An 18,461-nucleotide genomic window follows, 5' to 3' on the forward strand; every position below is an offset into this window, starting at 1 on the left:
GACAGCGGGCTGATTAGACAGTCTTACGTGTTGTGCCGTTTTTTTTCTTCTACATTAGATGGATACACAATAATACATGGCAAAACGCCAAAGGAGGCTGAATGACTTGGAAAACAAAAAACAAGATCGATTAATTCGAGGTACAGCAATGGATGGACGGGTTAGAGCATTTGCTGTCCAGACGACAGAATTGGTTGAGGAGCTGCGCAGAAGACACGATACGTTTCCCACGGCTACAGCTGCCATGGGGCGTACCCTTACAGCTGCGGCTATCATGGGTGCTATGCTTAAGGGAGAAGAGAAGCTCACCATTCAGGTTAAGGGCGATGGTCCAATCGGCCAGATTGTAGCAGACGCCAATGCGAAAGGTGAAGTGCGTGGTTATGTTTCCAACCCACACGTGCACTTGCCTAGCAATAGTATGGGTAAACTGGATGTTGCAGGTGCAGTAGGAACGGAAGGCTTCGTCAATGTAACGAAGGACCTTGGACTGAAAGAGCCTTATCGCGGTAGTGTCCCAATTATTTCTGGTGAACTAGGTGAAGATTTCACGTACTATTTTGCTAAATCAGAGCAAACGCCGTCTGCTGTAGGTGTAGGTGTTCTGGTTGATACGGATAACTCCGTGATCGTGGCAGGTGGATTTATTGTACAGCTCCTTCCAGGACTATCTGATGATGAGATTACGGTTATTGAAAAGTCGATCGGCACACTGCCACCTGTTACAACTTTGCTGGATCAAGGACTTGAGCTCGAACAATTGTTGACTCGAATCCTCCCTGATGTACAAGTACTAGATGAAATGGATATTCGATTCCGTTGTGAGTGTTCACGGGAACGCGTAGAGCAGACGCTCATTAGCTTAGGCCAATCGGAAATGGAGCAATTAATTGAAGAAGAAGGCCAGGCTGAAGTGGTATGTCAATTCTGTAATGAAGCGTATGATTTTAATAAGGAACAACTTGAGACCATTCTGGAGCAAGCCAAGAACTGATTCTAGCGGGGACGGGATACGGAATGACAAGGCAAGAAAAAGGATTATGGACGGCTGTAATTGTCTTGACGCTTGGTATGCTTGTGATGGGTTCGGTCATGGTGGTACAGGGTCTCAGGACAGGTCGTGAAGAGGGGGAGCTACCCCATGATTCAGGTCAAGAGGAAGGTAGCGCTGTAGCCACAATTAACGGAGAAGTGATCACGGATAAAGATTGGACAGATGCTTTGAAGAAGCGCTATGGCAGCGAATTATTGCTTCAGATGCTCAACCGCAAAGCAGTATACGCCGAAGCCATTGCACGTAATCTAACGGTAACACCTAGAGAAATTGCGAAGGAACTTACCAATGCAATGGATGGATATGATTCGGAACAATCGTATTATGACGAGATGCAGTCTCAGCTCGGTTTATCTAGGCAAGATCTTGAACTGGAGGCAGGGTACAGGCTTCTCTTGGAGAAGATTGCAACGAGCAGCATTCAGATTAAGGATTCAGATATCGAGCGTTACTGGAACGAGCATCAAGAAGATTACGTTTCCCCGGAGAAGTATGATCTGTCCATGATTGTGGTGAAGGATAAAAGAGAAGCGGATTCCTTATTGGAAGCTCTGGAAAACGGGGCAGACTTCGAGCAGACTGCACGTGTCGAATCAACCGACAGCTTTTCTCGTGATTTGGGTGGGAAACTAGGCTGGATTGAGCAGAATGATCCATTTCAACCCGAAGAAGTATTGAACCTTGCAGGTCAGTTGGAGATTGGTGATATTGCAGGACCTGTAGATATTCAAGAAGGATATGCCATCATCAAATTGAACGATATTCAGGAACGTCAGGAGCAATCGGCAGAAGAGGCTCACGAAGAAATTCGGATGCAACTGGCATTAAGTCAAGCAGACCCGCTTCCCCAGGTGGAAGAAAGACTTCGAAACAAGTATGAAGCGGTGGTCGTTTCCGATATTCCGGCGTCATAATTAATGAATAGATCTTGCGAATTAACTTCATCGTGATAAAAATACTCTGTCTACAGGCTTAAGGCCCAAGGCAGAGTATTTTTTTTAGTACTCATATTGACAATAGGGCGTAAGGTTGATAAGATGAAAATAATCAAATACCTACTCGTTTACTCGGAATAAAAATAAAAACCAAAAAAGAAACCTACGGAATCCCCATACTGGTTAGAGGACATAGCTGACAGCATGGATGTTAACGGATTTCCGCAGTTCTTCTATAACAACCAGAGGCTGCTTCAGCCGTACATGTATAGGTAACCGCACCAAGTATTATTCATCCAACTAAGGAGGGCATTCATATGGCTAAAGTAGTAAATAACGTAACAGAACTCATCGGAGGTACTCCGCTTGTTCGTCTGAACCGTATCGTACCAGAAGGCAGTGCTGAAATATTCGTGAAGCTGGAGTATCAGAATCCAGGGTCAAGCGTTAAAGACCGTATTGCAGTTAGCATTGTAGAAGAAGCGGAAAAAGAAGGCAAGTTGAAACCAGGTGATACCATTATTGAAGCTACAAGTGGTAACACAGGAATCGGTCTCGCGATGGTGGCTGCAGCTAAAGGCTATAAGTCCGTTATTGTAATGCCTGAAACAATGAGCTTGGAGCGCCGTAACTTGCTTCGTGCTTATGGTGCTGAGCTCGTGCTTACGCCTGGCGCTGAAGGTATGAATGGTGCTGTCAAAAAAGCGGAAGAGCTCCTGAAGGAGAATCCGACCTATTTCATGGCTGAGCAATTCAAAAATAAAGCCAACGTGAAAATCCACCGTGAAACGACTGGCCCTGAGATTGTTGAAGCAATTCAATCTGTGGGTGGTACGTTGGATGCTTTCGTTGCAGGGATTGGTACAGGCGGTACAATTACAGGAACAGGTGAAGTGCTGAAAGAAGCATTCCCTTCTGTAAAAGTTATTGCTGTAGAGCCAGCGGCTTCGCCAATTTTGGCTGGCGGTAAGCCAGGGCCTCACAAAATTCAGGGAATCGGTGCCAACTTCATTCCTGAAATTTTGGATCAAGAAATCTATGATGAGATCATTCACATCGAGAATGACGATGCATTCGAAACAGCTCGCCTGGTAGCCAAAGAAGAAGGTATCCTGTCTGGTATCTCTTCTGGTGCAGCGATTCGTGCAGGTTTGCAAGTCGCTAAACAATTGGGTGAAGGCAAGCGTGTAGTGGTTATTGTACCAAGTAATGGCGAACGTTATTTGAGCACGCCGCTGTATAACTTCGAAGCTTAATCCTGTCCTGAATGTACATTCAATCCTCCTTGCCCATATGTAGGGCGAGGAGGATTTTTTGCTGAACGCTTTTAAAAGGAGCGGTGCTTTAGTATACTATCAGACAATAGAACTAGCGACAGATGGAGGGCGGTACACCGCAATGACACACGTGATGACAACATACGCCGACTGGACAGAGTGGGCCAAACAAGGCTGGACCATGCTGCCATATATGATGAAGTCGGATGATGAGCCGGATCATGGCGGTTTACCGTTAACCTGGGAAGAGGCTTGGCAGCAGGCTTCACCTTATGCAATGGTGTTAGAGAATGGAAAGGGCGGAAGATATACATTTCTTGGACTACATCCCGTTTCCGTTATCTCTGGCAAAGGCAACGAAGCAGTCATTTATGACCTCGAAAAAGGAGATACAACCACTGAGAGCGGCAAGCCGCTTGATGTGTTGAAACGATGGTCAGCAGCCTACCGTGCCCCGAAGGTAGAAGGAGCACCCGATTTCGGGGGTGGCTGTGTTGGATATCTCAGCTATGATATAGCTCGATCTTTAGAGAAGTTGCCAACGATTGCTGAGGATAATCCAGAACTACCGGATTACTGGTGGATGCGCTTTGAGGAAATCTGGGCGTATGATCATGAGCTACAGGCTTTGTTCTGTATGGTTCATATGGCAATGCCGGAAGATCCAAGTGAACAAGCGTTATCTAAGTTGTACGTTAAGGCAGAGCAGCGTGCAGCCTTGATGCAAGACCGCTGGTTGAACATATGGACAGCTGCCCAAGGTGAGCATCAATTGCAAGTCTCAACGGAGCGGCAGCAGCGATTACTTTTGTCACAGCAGGAAGACGTAACGGATCTGGAAACAGAAGGCTGGAAGACAGCATTTCCCCAGCACCAGTTCGAACAAGCCGTGCATCGGGTGCAGGAATATATCCGGCAGGGAGATGTATTTCAGGTGAACCTATCATTACGACAGGAAAAGCAGCTGAATACCAAGGCAGAGCATATCTATGAGTGGCTACGTCTCGTTAATCCATCCCCATATATGGGGATGTTACGCAGTCCTGAATTTCAACTGGTCAGTGGTTCTCCGGAGCTGCTCGTTAAGGTCGACAATGGCAAAGTTAGCGCACGTCCCATAGCCGGTACTCGCAGACGCGGACGGGACGAGGCTGAGGATAAGCTGATGGCTGCCGAGTTGCTGAACAGCGACAAGGAACGGGCTGAGCATATTATGCTGGTTGACCTGGAGCGCAATGATATAGGGAGAATTGCAGCCTATGGGTCGGTGCATGTTCCAGAGCTGATGACGATCGAGAAATACTCCCATGTGATGCATCTGGTATCCCAGGTTGAGGGGACGCTGGCAACGGGTTTATCTGCTTTTGATGTCATTGCGGCTACATTCCCAGGTGGGACGATTACCGGTGCGCCCAAGGTACGTACAATGGAGATTATTGAGGAGCTGGAGCCGGTACGTCGCGGACCATACACAGGTTCGATCGGATGGATGGATTACAGTGGCAATATGGAATTGAACATTGTGATTCGTACACTGGCAATCAAAGATGACATCGGATACGTACAGGCAGGGGCAGGCATCGTCATTGATTCAGATCCATATCGTGAATATAAGGAATGTCGCAATAAGGCGAGAGCAATGATGAGAGCTGTGCAATATAGCGAGGAATCCATACAAGTAAAGAAGTCGCTAGAAATAACAACGGAATCGGTCTGAATTGGTTGTAAACTAAAAAAAATGAAGCAACCGTCACTGTGTTGACGGACAAATAGGAGGAGCAGGCATATGATACTGGTTATCGATAATTACGATTCCTTCACGTACAACCTGGTTCAATATCTTGGTGAACTAGGTGAGACTGTGGAAGTACGTCGCAACGATGAAATTGATCTGGCAGGTATTGAAGCTCTGGCACCTGATCATATTCTGATCTCTCCGGGCCCTTGCACTCCAACTGAAGCGGGGATCAGCTTGGCTGTTATTGATCACTTCAAGGGTAGCATTCCAATCTTTGGCGTATGTCTAGGACATCAATCCATTGGACAGGCCTTCGGCGGTAATGTGATTCGAGCAGATCGCATGATGCATGGTAAGACATCTGAGATGCATCATAATGGTACATCCGTCTTCGCTGGATTACCGTCACCTTTTACAGCTACACGTTACCATTCCTTGATTGTTGAGCGCAGCAGCTTACCAGACTGTTTAGAGATCACAGCAGAAACTGCTGAAGGTGAGATCATGGGATTGCGTCATAAAGAATATGCGATTGAAGGCGTTCAGTTCCATCCAGAATCGATTATTACAGATCACGGTCATCAGATGTTACGTAACTTCTTGTCCGGGCGGGTGACCGTATAACATGAACTATGCCGCGATCAACGGAGACGTAATCCATATGGCGGCAGCCGTGATTCCGGTAACGGATCACGGCTTTTTATATGGACTTGGTTTGTTCGAGACATTTCGGACGTATCGTGGTGTGCCTTTTCTGCTGGAGCAGCATTTAGAGCGAATGGCTGCTGGGTGCCACGAACTAGGTATTCCTTTTACGGTAACAACAGCGCAGGTGACAGATTGGATTCAGCGTTTGTTACAAGCGAATGAGTTAGAAGATGCTTATGTGCGTTATACCATCTCGGCGGGTGAAGCTTCTCTTGGATTACCATCCGGAGATTATATTCAGCCCAACCATATCGTGCTGGCTAAAGAGTTACCGCTCCTATCCCCCTCTCTCTATGAGCAGGGTAAAATGCTTCAATGTCTGACGACACCTCGTAATACGCCTGAAGGGCATGTTCGCTTCAAGTCGTTACATTATATGAACAGCATTCTTGCCAAACGGGAGTTGAATGGATATGGTGCACCAGCTCAGGGCGCAGAAGGGCTGCAATTAACACGTAGCGGCCATGTGGCTGAGGGAATCGTAAGCAACGTATTTTGGATGATGCAGGGTGTGTTGTACACACCAGCGATTGAGACGGGTATCTTACCAGGCATCACCCGTGCTGTTGTATTGGAGTTAGCACTACAGCAAGGTATTCCTTGTAAAGAGGGATTATTTTGCTGGAATGAGCTGCTGCATGCAGACGAGGCTTTCCTGACAGGGTCGGTAACGGAGCTTGTCCCTGTCACGACTTTACGTGATCAACATGGAACGGAAACAATCATTAGCAACGGACAAATAGGCCCAGTTACATCTTTACTTCTGGGTATGTATCGAGAGAAAGCGGGGTATACTTCATGACACTTACGCCAGTTATATATGAACGAACGTATTCCTTTGGCCCAGCGGAATTAAAACTCGGAGACCGGACATTAATTATGGGCATCTTGAACGTCACGCCTGATTCATTCTCCGATGGCGGGCGTTACAATCATGTTGACCTCGCTGTGGCTCATGCCATACAGATGATAGAGGACGGCGCTGATCTAATTGATATCGGTGGAGAATCCACGAGACCAGGCTCAGAGGTTGTGAATTCCGAGGAGGAATTAAGCCGGATTATTCCGGTAATTAAAGCACTACACCAGCAAGCTCCACATATTCCGATATCGGTGGATACCTACAAGGCGGATGTAGCTCGGCAGGCTATTCTGGCTGGGGCACATATCATCAATGATGTGTGGGGAGCCAAAGCGGATCCGGCTATGGCACAAACAGCGGCAGAGCTTGGTTGCCCTCTGATGTTGATGCACAATCGACAAGAACGAGACTACTCTAATTATTTACAGGATGTCGTGCAGGATATCGAGGAAAGTGTGCAGATTGCCCTGAAGGCAGGTGTACATCAGGATCAGATTATCATTGATCCGGGAATCGGCTTCGTGAAGGATCTAAAGGAGAATCTCACATTGATGTCTTCATTAGCTATGCTGAACGAGCTAGGTTATCCTGTTCTACTAGCAACCTCACGTAAGAGGTTCATCCAGAACACCTTGGGGGTTCAGGCCGATGATGCAGTAGAGGGGACAGCTGCAACTGTAGCTTTTGGCATTGCACAAGGCTGTCAGATGGTACGTGTCCATGATGTAAAATCAATTCGTCGGACGGTAGACATGTGTGATGCCATGTTATATGCATCTCCTGGCTTGCGAAGAAAATAAATTGGCTGTGTAGCAACGAGTGCATGTTTTTTATTATAAAAAGATAGGCGGTTATATAATGGATAGAATGGTGCTACACCGGATGGAGTATTACGGATATCACGGGGTATTTGAGGAAGAGCGGAAGCTTGGACAGCGTTATTATATTGATCTGGATATTGATATGGACTTGGGCGAGGCCGGACGTAATGATGACTTAACCAAAACAATTAATTACGCAGAGATTCATGAACTAGTGAAGCGTATTGTCGAGAATACTTCATTCCAGTTAATTGAAGCTTTAGGGGAGCATATTGCATCTTCTTTACTAGACACTTATACTATTATCAATGCATTGACAGTCAAAGTGACGAAGCCACATCCACCATTTGATATTCATTTTGGGGGCGTAACGGTAGAGCTTCGCCGCACAAGAAAGTGAGAACCGATCATGATTGCACATTCGACCTCTGATTCTTCAGAGGCTTATATTGCTTTGGGGGCCAATTTGGGCGACCGAGAGCAGACATTGCTTGAAGCGTTAACGCTCCTGGATGTACATCCGCATATATCTATACTGCGCTGTTCCGCGCTCTATGAGACGGATCCTGTCGGGTATGTGGATCAGCCTGCTTTTCTAAATATGGCTATAGCTGTAACGACACAATTAACACCGGAGCAGTTGCTCACGGAATTATTAGATGTTGAGAATCGGCTTGGACGTGTTCGTGATATTCGTTGGGGTCCTCGTACCGTTGATCTGGATTTACTCTGGGTCGCTGGAGAGACGCGGGAGACCGAAGTACTTCAACTGCCTCACCCGCGCATGGGTGAACGTGCATTTGTGTTAGTTCCGTTGTCAGACGTTGTCATGAAGAATGAGCCTTCGGGCTTGTATGACTTTGTACATGCATCGTTGTCTGTTCTCGATGGAAAGGATGGAATACAGCTTTGGAAAACGTGCAATTGGCCAATCGAATCCGGGCATTCCGGAAGCTGAAAGGTTTGACACAACAAGAGCTTGCTTCAAAAACGCGCATCTCACTGGCGACGCTCGGAACCATTGAACGCGGCAATCGCAAAGTATCCGAACAGGAGCTGAATCGGATTGCAGAGATGCTGGGGATTAGTGTATCGGAGATTAGAGGCGAGTAAGTCATCACTACATGTGCTCTTGAGGGCATAACCATATAGAAATATCTTAATAATCGTTGATTTTATATAGCGCTGTTGATTCGTATAGATTAATCATGATTAAACACCATGTGTACGAAATACTACCTGAATACAAATAACTGGAACATTACGGGGACTCAAGTAAGAGTCCTACGGTTTGATGAGGAGTGTAACGACGAACATGCTGAAAATTGGTGGCATTGAAATGAAAAACCAGGTCGTACTTGCGCCGATGGCTGGTGTATGTAATCCGGCTTTTCGTTTGATCGCGAAGGAATTCGGAACAGGCCTCGTATGTGCGGAGATGGTGAGTGGTAAGGCCATCGTGCATGGCAATCAGCGTACACGTGAGATGCTGTTTGTTGATGAACGTGAGAAACCACTAAGCCTGCAAATCTTTGGAGGCGATCGCGATTCACTTATCGAAGCAGCCAAAATCGTGGACAAAGAGACGAATGCAGACATTATCGACATTAACATGGGCTGTCCTGTACCTAAAGTGACGAAATGTGATGCAGGTGCAAGATGGTTGCTTGATCCAAATAAGATCTACGAAATGGTCTCCGCTGTCGTGGATGCTGTTGAGAAGCCGGTAACGGTTAAGATGAGGATCGGCTGGGATAGTGAACATATCTTTGCGGTGGAGAATGCACTTGCGATTGAACGTGCTGGCGGTCAAGCGGTAAGTGTGCACGGAAGAACACGGGAGCAGCTCTATACAGGTACGGCAGATTGGTCACACATTAAGGATGTAAAAGAGGCTGTCTCGATCCCGGTAATTGGGAATGGCGATGTATCTTCACCGGAGGATGCCCGTCGTATGTTAGATGAAACGGGATGTGACGGCGTGATGATTGGTCGTGCTGCCTTGGGGAATCCATGGATGTTATACCGTACGATTCAATACTTAAGCACAGGTGAATTACTCCCTGACCCGAATGGTGAGGAGAAGATTCGTGTTGCAATTCTGCATATGGATCGCCTGATTGCATTGAAGAACGAGACGGTTGCTGTACGGGAGATGCGTAAACATCTAGCTTGGTATCTGAAAGGACTGAAAGGTTCTGCTAGGATCAAAGATATCATTATGGAAGGTACCAAACGTGATGAGATGGTACAAATTTTGGAGGATTTTGTAGGTAGACTGAAGTTGGAAGGTAACCTAGAAACTGAACCCGTTGCAGCAGGCAATGCATCCTAAACTCGGATTGTAAAACGTTTACAGATATAAGGGGCGTAACATTGACTTTTCGAGACCGTTCCCCTATAATTTCACAGTATAAATTCGCCATGTGCGTCATAAGGTTAGTGCATCAGGAGGACGTTCTGTTTCTCCGGAGAACTTCATATAGTTTCTAAGATGTATGTGGGCGGAGCTCTGTGAACAAACGGCATGGATTCCGTTGCCATGCAATCAAATTATTCCCATGACAGGAGAATCGGTTGAGATGAGCGATAAGGAAGTTATCCTTACACCAGAAGGACTCAAGAAGCTGGAAGAAGAACTGGAAACACTAAAATCAGTGAAGCGCCGTGAAGTGGCTGAACGGATCAAAGTAGCCATCGGTTATGGAGATATCAGTGAAAACTCCGAATATGAAGATGCTAAGAATGAACAGGCTTTTATTGAAGGTCGTATCATTACATTGGAGAAATTGCTGCGTAACGCTCGAATCATTAACAGCGACGAGATCGACACAGATGCTGTAAGTATCGGTGCAACCGTTACTGTAGAAGATCTCGAGTTCGGTGATATCACAGAATATACGATTGTAGGAACTGCGGAATCTAATCCGCTTCAGAACAAAATTTCGAACGAAAGCCCTGTTGGTAAAGCAATTTTGGGCAAGAAAAAAGGTACAGTTGTTGATGTGAGTGTACCTGCTGGCGTAATTCAATATAAAATTGTAGATATTAAAAAATAATCATAGCAATGAAGCAGTAGGACACGAAAGACAAAAGCTTCCTTAGGGAAGCTTTTTCATCATATGAGGGTGACACCTCTGAGAATGTCTGCAATGTAAATAAGGAGATGAATACAGATCATGACGGATGAAGTCTTGAATCAGGAAACCGAACTTAGCGAGCTTTTGCAAATTCGCCGCGACAAATTGGACGAGCTCCGCAAATTGGGAATTGATCCTTTTGGCCAAAAATACGTGCGTACCGAAGAAGCCGGTTCTATTTTGAAGAAGTATGAAGAACTGACTAAGGAAGAGCTGGAAGAGAAGCAGATCGAAGTCAGTATTGCCGGGCGGATTATGGCGAAGCGGGGAATGGGTAAGGCAAGCTTTGCGCATATTCAGGACCTGAGCGGCAGAATCCAGATCTATGTTCGTCAGGATACCGTGGCAGAGGACAAATACGCGGCATTCAGCCTGCTGGATCTAGGAGATATTGTTGGAGTTAGCGGTGTGATCTTCAAAACGAAAACGGGCGAAACTTCCGTTAAAGTGAAAGATCTAGAAGTGCTCTCCAAATCCCTCTATCCGCTACCGGACAAATTCCACGGTCTTACTGATGTAGAGCTGCGTTATCGTCAGCGCTATGTTGACCTGATTATGAGCCCGGATGTGCAACAGACGTTTATTTTGCGTTCCAAAATCATTCAGTCTATGCGTCGTTATTTGGATTCTCTGGGATACCTGGAAGTGGAAACACCGACCTTGCATACGATCGCAGGTGGTGCTGCGGCGCGTCCATTCATCACGCATCACAATGCGCTGGATATGGAACTGTACATGCGGATCGCAATTGAGCTACACCTGAAACGCCTGATTGTTGGCGGATTGGAGAAAGTCTATGAGATCGGCCGTGTATACCGGAACGAAGGGATGTCAACACGTCACAATCCAGAATTCACGATGATTGAATTGTATGAAGCATATGCTGACTATAAAGATATCATGCATTTGACAGAGAATCTGGTTGCACATATTGCTCAGGAAGTATTGGGTACGCAAGTAATCCAGTATGGAGAGCATGAAGTGAATCTTAAGCCAGAATGGCGCCGGGTTACGATGGTAGATGCGGTTAAAGAAGTGGTTGGTGTAGACTTCTCCGTGCATATGACGGATGAGGAAGCACACAGCTTGGCGAAGGAGCATAACGTTCCGGTTGAGAAGCATATGACATTTGGCCATATTCTGAATGCGTTCTTCGAGCAATTTGTAGAAGAAACGTTGATTCAGCCAACTTTCATTATGGGACACCCGCTTGAAATTTCGCCACTGGCGAAGAAAAGCGATGTAGATCCACGCTTCACGGATCGCTTCGAGTTGTTCATCGTTGGACGTGAGCATGCGAATGCCTTCACTGAGTTGAATGATCCAATTGATCAGCGTCAGCGTTTTGAAGCACAGATGCTTGAGAAGGAACACGGGAATGATGAGGCACATGAGATGGATGATGACTTCATTCGTGCGCTCGAATATGGTATGCCACCGACAGGTGGACTGGGCATCGGGATTGACCGATTGATCATGTTGCTCACAAACTCACCATCCATTCGGGATGTACTGCTCTTCCCTCATATGCGTCCACGTACACAAGATTAATAGAGGTTGTTCAAAAAGTTCGCTTTTGATTACGAAGGATGCCTAACAGCATCTCAGCATCGAAGATGGGATTCAGCCGAAATAAGTGGAGGCTTACGAAGTTTGTTTCCGTAGGAAACAATGTAGTTGCTCACGTAGTTTGCCTACGCTCCGCTACTCCATTTCTATCTTCATCCCATCTTCTCGGTACTGAAAACCGCCCTTTTTGAACACGCACTAATATGGAACGTGCTATGCGTTCATAATAGAAGAGGAACCTGCCGTTCAGTTTAAGCTGAGGCAAGTTCCTCTTTAGGTTTACATAGAAGGATCGTTAGAGCGAAGGAAACATCATGAAATGATAATTTCTTGGGCCTCATATGAAGATGAAGCTAGCTCTACCAAGACTTTTACCGTTCACCATGCTTGTATTTTGTTAAAAGAGGTGCCCTTCATGAAGTTCAGGCTTCACTTCCCTAAATTTCTATCCCCTCCGTTGATTCTGGTTGGTGGTTTTATACTTATCATCTCCATCGGTACAATTTTGCTAATGCTTCCAATCTCTAATCAGAGCGGCGAGCACCTGGCATTTATCGATGCGCTGTTTACGGCTACCTCTGCGGCATGTGTGACCGGACTGGTTGTTGTAGATGTTGGGACAACCTTCAATTTATTTGGTCAGATTATTATAATGGTGCTCATGCAACTCGGTGGACTTGGATTTATGACCATCGCCACGTTGTTTGCATTGGTTATGGGTAAGCGCATCTCACTTCGGGATAGGTTACTGCTCAAAGAGGCCATTAACGCGGATAGTATGGAGGGTATTGTACGTATCATCCGTAAGGTGCTGATTTTCTCTTTTACCATTGAGGGAGTAGCGGCAATTATACTGGCGCTGCGCTGGGCAACAGAGATGCCTGTTATGCAGGCTGCATACTATGGAGTGTTTCATTCGGTCTCCTTGTTTAATAATGGCGGGTTCGACCTATTTGGTAACAGCTTTCAGTATTATAGGGGCGACTGGTTGTTTAACCTAACAGCCTCTATCCTTGTCATCTCGGGTGGACTCGGCTTTGTAGTTCTGAATGATCTATTCGAATATCGCAAACGCCGCCGTTTGTCCCTACAATCCAAGCTGGTGCTATCCGTATCGGGTGCGCTGATTGGGATCGGAGCGATTGTCCTATTTATCTTTGAATTCACCAATGGACATACGTTGGCACCGCTGAATTGGAGTGAGAAGATATATGCGGCCATATTCCAATCAGTGTCGACCCGCTCCTCAGGTACGAGTACCATTGATATTACGGAGATGAGACAGGCGACGCAGTTCTTTTTCATTCTATTAATGTTTATTGGGGCATCACCAGGATCAACGGGTGGTGGGATCAAAACGACAACATTTTTAATTATGATCGGCGCCGTATATGCCATGATTCGTGGAAATAAAGATATTGTGTTCTTCCGTCAACGTGTTCCGAAGGAACTTCTTATGCGGGCATTGACCATTATTATGGTTTCCTTAATCATCTTCATGGTCGTTGTCATGCTGTTATTGACGACAGAGGATGCGCCGTTTCTCGCGCTTATGTTTGAGGCCGCCTCGGCAATTGGAACAGTTGGACTTTCGGTGGGTGTTACTCATGAATTAACCGATTGGGGCAAAATTATTATTACATTTACGATGTTTGTTGGCCGTATTGGGCCGTTAACGATTGCTTATGCGCTTCGTCCGCGCAAAGAGAAGAAACTGTATCGTCATCCAGAAGGACGAATCATTATCGGATAAGGAAAGAAACCGTCAGACAAGTGGTGTAGCCGCTGTTAGAGATAACAGGGCATTTAACCAATATGTCTGACGGTTTTTTCGATTTACATCGCATAACGTATTTAGTCACGACTCTTGTGAATCGCATAAAGAGGCAAGATGTAATGTGAGGATGTCATCCATAACCTTCGCATTCATTGATTCAGGTCTGAGTATGGCGTGAATGGCTAATCCATCGACTAGTGCATACAATCGTTCGATCTCAAGTTCTACGTTTAGGTCGGAGTTTGTTAACCCAAGCTCCATCAGATGAGTGATGACATAAGCAGCCATCCGCCGGAGTTCGTTATAGACATTATCCGCAAGCGACTTGAGCGCCGGATCTGTTTTGGATTTTACAGTAAAAGCGAACCATACCTCCATCTCTGCAAATTTCTCGTCTGTATTAGGCAAGAGTTCTAATAATATCTTCTTCATATCCTCCAGTGGAGGACCTGTGAGTGACATCTGATGATATCGGTGCGTGACTCGTTCAGATACCAGATTCATAGCATATAGGAGCAAATCGGATTGCGTAGAGAAATAATGACGCATTGAACCTGTAGATAGGTTAGCTTCTTTTGCAATATTACGAACAGAGGTATGCTCCATACCATCCCTGCGTATAACGCGCCATGCCGCTTCCGCAACAAGAAGGCGTTGTTTATCGTGATCAACTATTTTAGGCATGTCCTAATTATATCACTGTTGCTTATTATAATACAATCGTGTTAAATTGTTTTTAGTACACAAGTGTTAAAAAGGAGGGGGGTAAGGAATTGATTGGTTATTTTATTATAGGGTGTGAGATTGCCTTCTGGGTGTTTGTGGCTGCGGGATTGAGTGTGCGATATCTACTTGGGATGAAGAGAACGGGAATCGCTCTTCTCATGGCAACACCTATAGTGGATGTATTGTTATTGGTGGCGACGGTCATGGATCTTCAACGTGGAGCAACTGCGAGTACGATCCATGGTATAGCGGCGATCTATATAGGTGTGAGTATAGTCTATGGTCATCGCATGATTGCTTGGGCGGATCGGTACTTTCTCTATTGGTTCAAAGGCGGGGATAATCCCCGAGGTCAGAAGGTCTATGGCAGGGAGCATGCCAATCGTGAGATCCAGGGATGGTTCAGGCATCTAGCTGCTTGGTGTATTGGCTGTTTGTTTCTATATATCATGATTCTGTGGATTGGTGATGCAGAGCGGACAGAAGCATTCACAGGACTTATTAGAATTTGGGGAATGATATTAGGGATCGATTTTATTATTAGCTTCAGCTATACGTTATGGCCACGAAAGATACCCCTTGAGAAAATGAAGTAATCTTGTTAGCGTGATCTAGAGATCTAAAGAGAGGTTCGATAAGAGTTTAATCTTATACATGACATCTTCGAACCTCAAATACTCATAAAGATAACTTTGGAGAACTATTGATGTATATTCCTGAGTATAGGGCGGGAAGTATAATATTTGTGTTTGTAGAGGGAGCTTAGTGTGTTTACATCTTATTTTAAAATTTTCTCCAAAAAAAGCTTGCGTTCTAAATCTGTACATGGTATATTCTAATTCCGGCCAAGAAAACACGAGAAACACGGTGCGGCAAGCAAACAAAGTGAGCTTCGAAAGAAACTTAAAAAAAGAGCTTGCAAAGTTGGTTTGGATGTGATAAGATATAAAAGTTGCTGACGAGAACGAATGTCGGCACTGAAATAAGTTTGATCTTTGAAAACTGAACAACGAGTGAGTAACGATCTTGCTTGCAAGATCGACGCTGAGAAATCGTACATGTCTTTGGACTGGATGGTTTCGAAGCACAATTGAGATTTTTAATCTCGTCAGATTCAAAATGAGCTAATCGCTCTTTTCAATACTTTATTGGAGAGTTTGATCCTGGCTCAGGACGAACGCTGGCGGCATGCCTAATACATGCAAGTCGAGCGGACTTGAAGAGAAGCTTGCTTCTCTGATGGTTAGCGGCGGACGGGTGAGTAACACGTAGGCAACCTGCCCTCAAGCTTGGGACAACTACCGGAAACGGTAGCTAATACCGAATACTTGTTTTCTTCGCCTGAAGGAAACTGGAAAGATGGAGCAATCTATCACTTGAGGATGGGCCTGCGGCGCATTAGCTAGTTGGTGAGGTAACGGCTCACCAAGGCGACGATGCGTAGCCGACCTGAGAGGGTGATCGGCCACACTGGGACTGAGACACGGCCCAGACTCCTACGGGAGGCAGCAGTAGGGAATCTTCCGCAATGGGCGAAAGCCTGACGGAGCAATGCCGCGTGAGTGATGAAGGTTTTCGGATCGTAAAGCTCTGTTGCCAGGGAAGAACGCTTAGGAGAGTAACTGCTCCTGAGGTGACGGTACCTGAGAAGAAAGCCCCGGCTAACTACGTGCCAGCAGCCGCGGTAATACGTAGGGGGCAAGCGTTGTCCGGAATTATTGGGCGTAAAGCGCGCGCAGGCGGTCATTTAAGTCTGGTGTTTAATCCCGGGGCTCAACCCCGGATCGCACTGGAAACTGGGTGACTTGAGTGCAGAAGAGGAGAGTGGAATTCCACGTGTAGCGGTGAAATGCGTAGATATGTGGAGGAACACCAGTGGCGAAGGCGACTCTCTGGGCTGTAACTGACGCTGAGGCGCGAAAGCGTGGGGAGCAAACAGGATTAGATACCCTGGTAGTCCACGCCGTAAACGATGAGTGCTAGGTGTTAGGGGTTTCGATACCCTTGGTGCCGAAGTTAACACATTAAGCACTCCGCCTGGGGAGTACGGTCGCAAGACTGAAACTCAAAGGAATTGACGGGGACCCGCACAAGCAGTGGAGTATGTGGTTTAATTCGAAGCAACGCGAAGAACCTTACCAGGTCTTGACATCCCTCTGACCGGTACAGAGATGTACCTTTCCTTCGGGACAGAGGAGACAGGTGGTGCATGGTTGTCGTCAGCTCGTGTCGTGAGATGTTGGGTTAAGTCCCGCAACGAGCGCAACCCTTATATTTAGTTGCCAGCATTTCGGATGGGCACTCTAGATAGACTGCCGGTGACAAACCGGAGGAAGGTGGGGATGACGTCAAATCATCATGCCCCTTATGACCTGGGCTACACACGTACTACAATGGCCGGTACAACGGGCTGCGAAACCGCGAGGTGGAGCCAATCCCAACAAAGCCGGTCTCAGTTCGGATTGCAGGCTGCAACTCGCCTGCATGAAGTCGGAATTGCTAGTAATCGCGGATCAGCATGCCGCGGTGAATACGTTCCCGGGTCTTGTACACACCGCCCGTCACACCACGAGAGTTTATAACACCCGAAGTCGGTGGGGTAACCGCAAGGAGCCAGCCGCCGAAGGTGGGATAGATGATTGGGGTGAAGTCGTAACAAGGTAGCCGTATCGGAAGGTGCGGCTGGATCACCTCCTTTCTATGGAGAATCGTTTCCCGTAGCGGAAACATTCAAATACAAGTCTTCAGGAAGCATGCTTCCGAAGCGAGCTTTACTTCGTAAAGCTTTTAACTCACTCGTTGCTCAGTTTTGAGAGCTCAAACTCTCAAACAGCTTGCTTTTGCATGGAGCTTGTTCTTTGAAAACTAGATATCGAAACGAACGAAAATGCGAATTAGAACATTCCTTTAAGCTGATCTTGTGTAAACAAGTGAAGTGTTTTATAAGGTAGACTGCTGGAGCGAGTGATCGAAATGGAACGACTTTTGGCTTTGCGCAAGCAAAACAAGGGAAGTGACAGCTCGAACACGAGCGAATGGTTAAGCTACTAAGAGCACACGGAGGATGCCTAGGCGCTAGGAGCCGATGAAGGACGTGGCGAACAACGAAACTGCCTCGGGGAGCTGTAAGCAAGCTTTGATCCGGGGGTGTCCGAATGGGGAAACCCAGCTGGGGTAATTTCCAGTTACTCTTGTCTGAATACATAGGGCAAGTAGAGGCATACCAGGGGAACTGAAACATCTAAGTACCTTGAGGAAGAGAAAACAATAGTGATTCCGTCAGTAGCGGCGAGCGAACGCGGAGAAGCCCAAACCAAAGAGCTTGCTCTTTGGGGTTGTGGGACGTCTCACATGGAGTTACAAAGGAACCGGTTAAACGAAGAGGTCTGGAAAGGCCCGCCAAAGAAGGTAAAAGCCCTGTAATTGAAAGTTGGTTCCCTCCGAGACGGATCCCGAGTAGTGCGGGGCACGTGAAACCCCGTATGAATCCGGCAGGACCATCTGCCAAGGCTAAATACTTCCTAGCGACCGATAGTGAAGCAGTACCGTGAGGGAAAGGTGAAAAGCACCCCGGAAGGGGAGTGAAATAGAACCTGAAACCGTGTGCTTACAAAAAGTCAGAGCCCGTTTTAGGGGTGATGGCGTGCCTTTTGTAGAATGAACCGGCGAGTTACGTTCCCGTGCAAGGTTAAGGTGAAGAGCCGGAGCCGCAGCGAAAGCGAGTCTGAATAGGGCGATGTAGTACGTGGACGTAGACCCGAAACCGGGTGATCTACCCCTGTCCAGGGTGAAGGTGCGGTAACACGCACTGGAGGCCCGAACCCACGCACGTTGAAAAGTGCGGGGATGAGGTG

At 46.6% G+C, this 18,461-nt stretch carries 16 protein-coding genes and 2 rRNA genes (1 of these 18 cut by a window edge); 17 read left to right on the forward strand and 1 reads right to left on the reverse strand.

The features are described from left to right. The first annotated feature begins 76 nt into the window (after positions 1–76). From hslO to V6W81_RS00390, 14 genes are all read left to right on the forward strand, one after another. A complete protein-coding gene (hslO, locus tag V6W81_RS00325; RefSeq protein WP_145053202.1) occupies positions 77–994 on the forward strand; it encodes an Hsp33 family molecular chaperone HslO in 918 nt (305 codons plus the stop codon). Positions 995–1,017: 23 nt separating this feature from the next. Continuing rightward, a complete protein-coding gene (locus tag V6W81_RS00330) occupies positions 1,018–1,968 on the forward strand; it encodes a peptidyl-prolyl cis-trans isomerase (protein ID WP_338541222.1) in 951 nt (316 codons plus the stop codon). Between the two features lie 338 nt (positions 1,969–2,306). Then, on the forward strand, positions 2,307–3,245 hold the full coding sequence (gene cysK, locus V6W81_RS00335; RefSeq protein WP_128099777.1) for a cysteine synthase A: 939 nt from the start codon (positions 2,307–2,309) through the stop codon (positions 3,243–3,245). Between the two features lie 142 nt (positions 3,246–3,387). Next, positions 3,388–4,983 (forward strand): anthranilate synthase component I family protein, encoded by a 1,596-nt coding sequence (locus V6W81_RS00340; RefSeq protein WP_338543909.1) that lies wholly within the window; start codon positions 3,388–3,390, stop codon positions 4,981–4,983. A gap of 69 nt (positions 4,984–5,052) precedes the next feature. Beyond that, on the forward strand, positions 5,053–5,628 hold the full coding sequence (gene pabA, locus V6W81_RS00345; RefSeq protein WP_056697455.1) for an aminodeoxychorismate/anthranilate synthase component II: 576 nt from the start codon (positions 5,053–5,055) through the stop codon (positions 5,626–5,628). A gap of 1 nt (position 5,629) precedes the next feature. After that, positions 5,630–6,514: an aminotransferase class IV gene (locus tag V6W81_RS00350; RefSeq protein WP_338541223.1), complete on the forward strand. Its 885-nt coding sequence runs from the start codon at positions 5,630–5,632 to the stop codon at positions 6,512–6,514. Continuing rightward, the gene (gene folP, locus V6W81_RS00355) at positions 6,511–7,374 is read left to right on the forward strand and encodes a dihydropteroate synthase (protein WP_338541224.1); all 864 of its coding nucleotides are present in this window, start codon (positions 6,511–6,513) and stop codon (positions 7,372–7,374) included. The genes V6W81_RS00350 and folP overlap by 4 nt, the downstream gene beginning before the upstream one ends. A gap of 58 nt (positions 7,375–7,432) precedes the next feature. Continuing rightward, the gene (folB, locus tag V6W81_RS00360; protein WP_145053210.1) at positions 7,433–7,795 is read left to right on the forward strand and encodes a dihydroneopterin aldolase; all 363 of its coding nucleotides are present in this window, start codon (positions 7,433–7,435) and stop codon (positions 7,793–7,795) included. Positions 7,796–7,804: 9 nt separating this feature from the next. Next, the gene (folK, locus tag V6W81_RS00365) at positions 7,805–8,353 is read left to right on the forward strand and encodes a 2-amino-4-hydroxy-6-hydroxymethyldihydropteridine diphosphokinase (RefSeq protein ID WP_338541225.1); all 549 of its coding nucleotides are present in this window, start codon (positions 7,805–7,807) and stop codon (positions 8,351–8,353) included. Then, positions 8,305–8,508, forward strand: coding sequence for a helix-turn-helix domain-containing protein (locus tag V6W81_RS00370; protein WP_056697464.1), 204 nt, complete (start codon positions 8,305–8,307; stop codon positions 8,506–8,508). The genes folK and V6W81_RS00370 overlap by 49 nt, the downstream gene beginning before the upstream one ends. 202 nt (positions 8,509–8,710) lie before the next feature. Further along, positions 8,711–9,730, forward strand: coding sequence for a tRNA dihydrouridine synthase DusB (gene dusB, locus V6W81_RS00375; RefSeq protein ID WP_056697465.1), 1,020 nt, complete (start codon positions 8,711–8,713; stop codon positions 9,728–9,730). A gap of 247 nt (positions 9,731–9,977) precedes the next feature. Beyond that, positions 9,978–10,454: a transcription elongation factor GreA gene (greA, locus tag V6W81_RS00380; protein WP_056697486.1), complete on the forward strand. Its 477-nt coding sequence runs from the start codon at positions 9,978–9,980 to the stop codon at positions 10,452–10,454. Positions 10,455–10,574: 120 nt separating this feature from the next. Beyond that, positions 10,575–12,086 carry a lysine--tRNA ligase gene (gene lysS / locus V6W81_RS00385; protein WP_128099783.1) on the forward strand — a complete coding sequence of 504 codons (1,512 nt, stop codon included), beginning with the start codon at positions 10,575–10,577 and terminating at the stop codon, positions 12,084–12,086. Between the two features lie 337 nt (positions 12,087–12,423). Next, entirely contained in the window at positions 12,424–13,857 is a 1,434-nt protein-coding gene (locus V6W81_RS00390; RefSeq protein WP_338541226.1) for a TrkH family potassium uptake protein, read from the forward strand. Between the two features lie 105 nt (positions 13,858–13,962). On the opposite strand, the gene V6W81_RS00395 is transcribed toward V6W81_RS00390, so the two are convergent. Beyond that, positions 13,963–14,565, reverse strand: coding sequence for a TetR/AcrR family transcriptional regulator (locus tag V6W81_RS00395; protein ID WP_145053218.1), 603 nt, complete (start codon positions 14,563–14,565; stop codon positions 13,963–13,965). An 89-nt stretch (positions 14,566–14,654) separates the two neighbouring features. Between V6W81_RS00395 and V6W81_RS00400 the strand changes: the two genes are divergently transcribed. The 3 genes from V6W81_RS00400 to V6W81_RS00410 form a co-directional block, all read left to right on the forward strand. Continuing rightward, positions 14,655–15,203 (forward strand): hypothetical protein, encoded by a 549-nt coding sequence (locus tag V6W81_RS00400; RefSeq protein ID WP_338541227.1) that lies wholly within the window; start codon positions 14,655–14,657, stop codon positions 15,201–15,203. A 549-nt stretch (positions 15,204–15,752) separates the two neighbouring features. After that, a 16S ribosomal RNA gene (locus V6W81_RS00405) occupies positions 15,753–17,305 on the forward strand. 339 nt (positions 17,306–17,644) lie between these two features. Continuing rightward, positions 17,645–18,461: ribosomal RNA gene (locus V6W81_RS00410) — 23S ribosomal RNA — on the forward strand; it runs 2,109 nt beyond the window's last position. Together the 16S and 23S rRNA genes form the textbook arrangement of a ribosomal RNA operon.

Origin of the sequence: Paenibacillus tundrae, assembly GCF_036884255.1 — a bacterium.
Lineage (GTDB): Bacteria > Bacillota > Bacilli > Paenibacillales > Paenibacillaceae > Paenibacillus.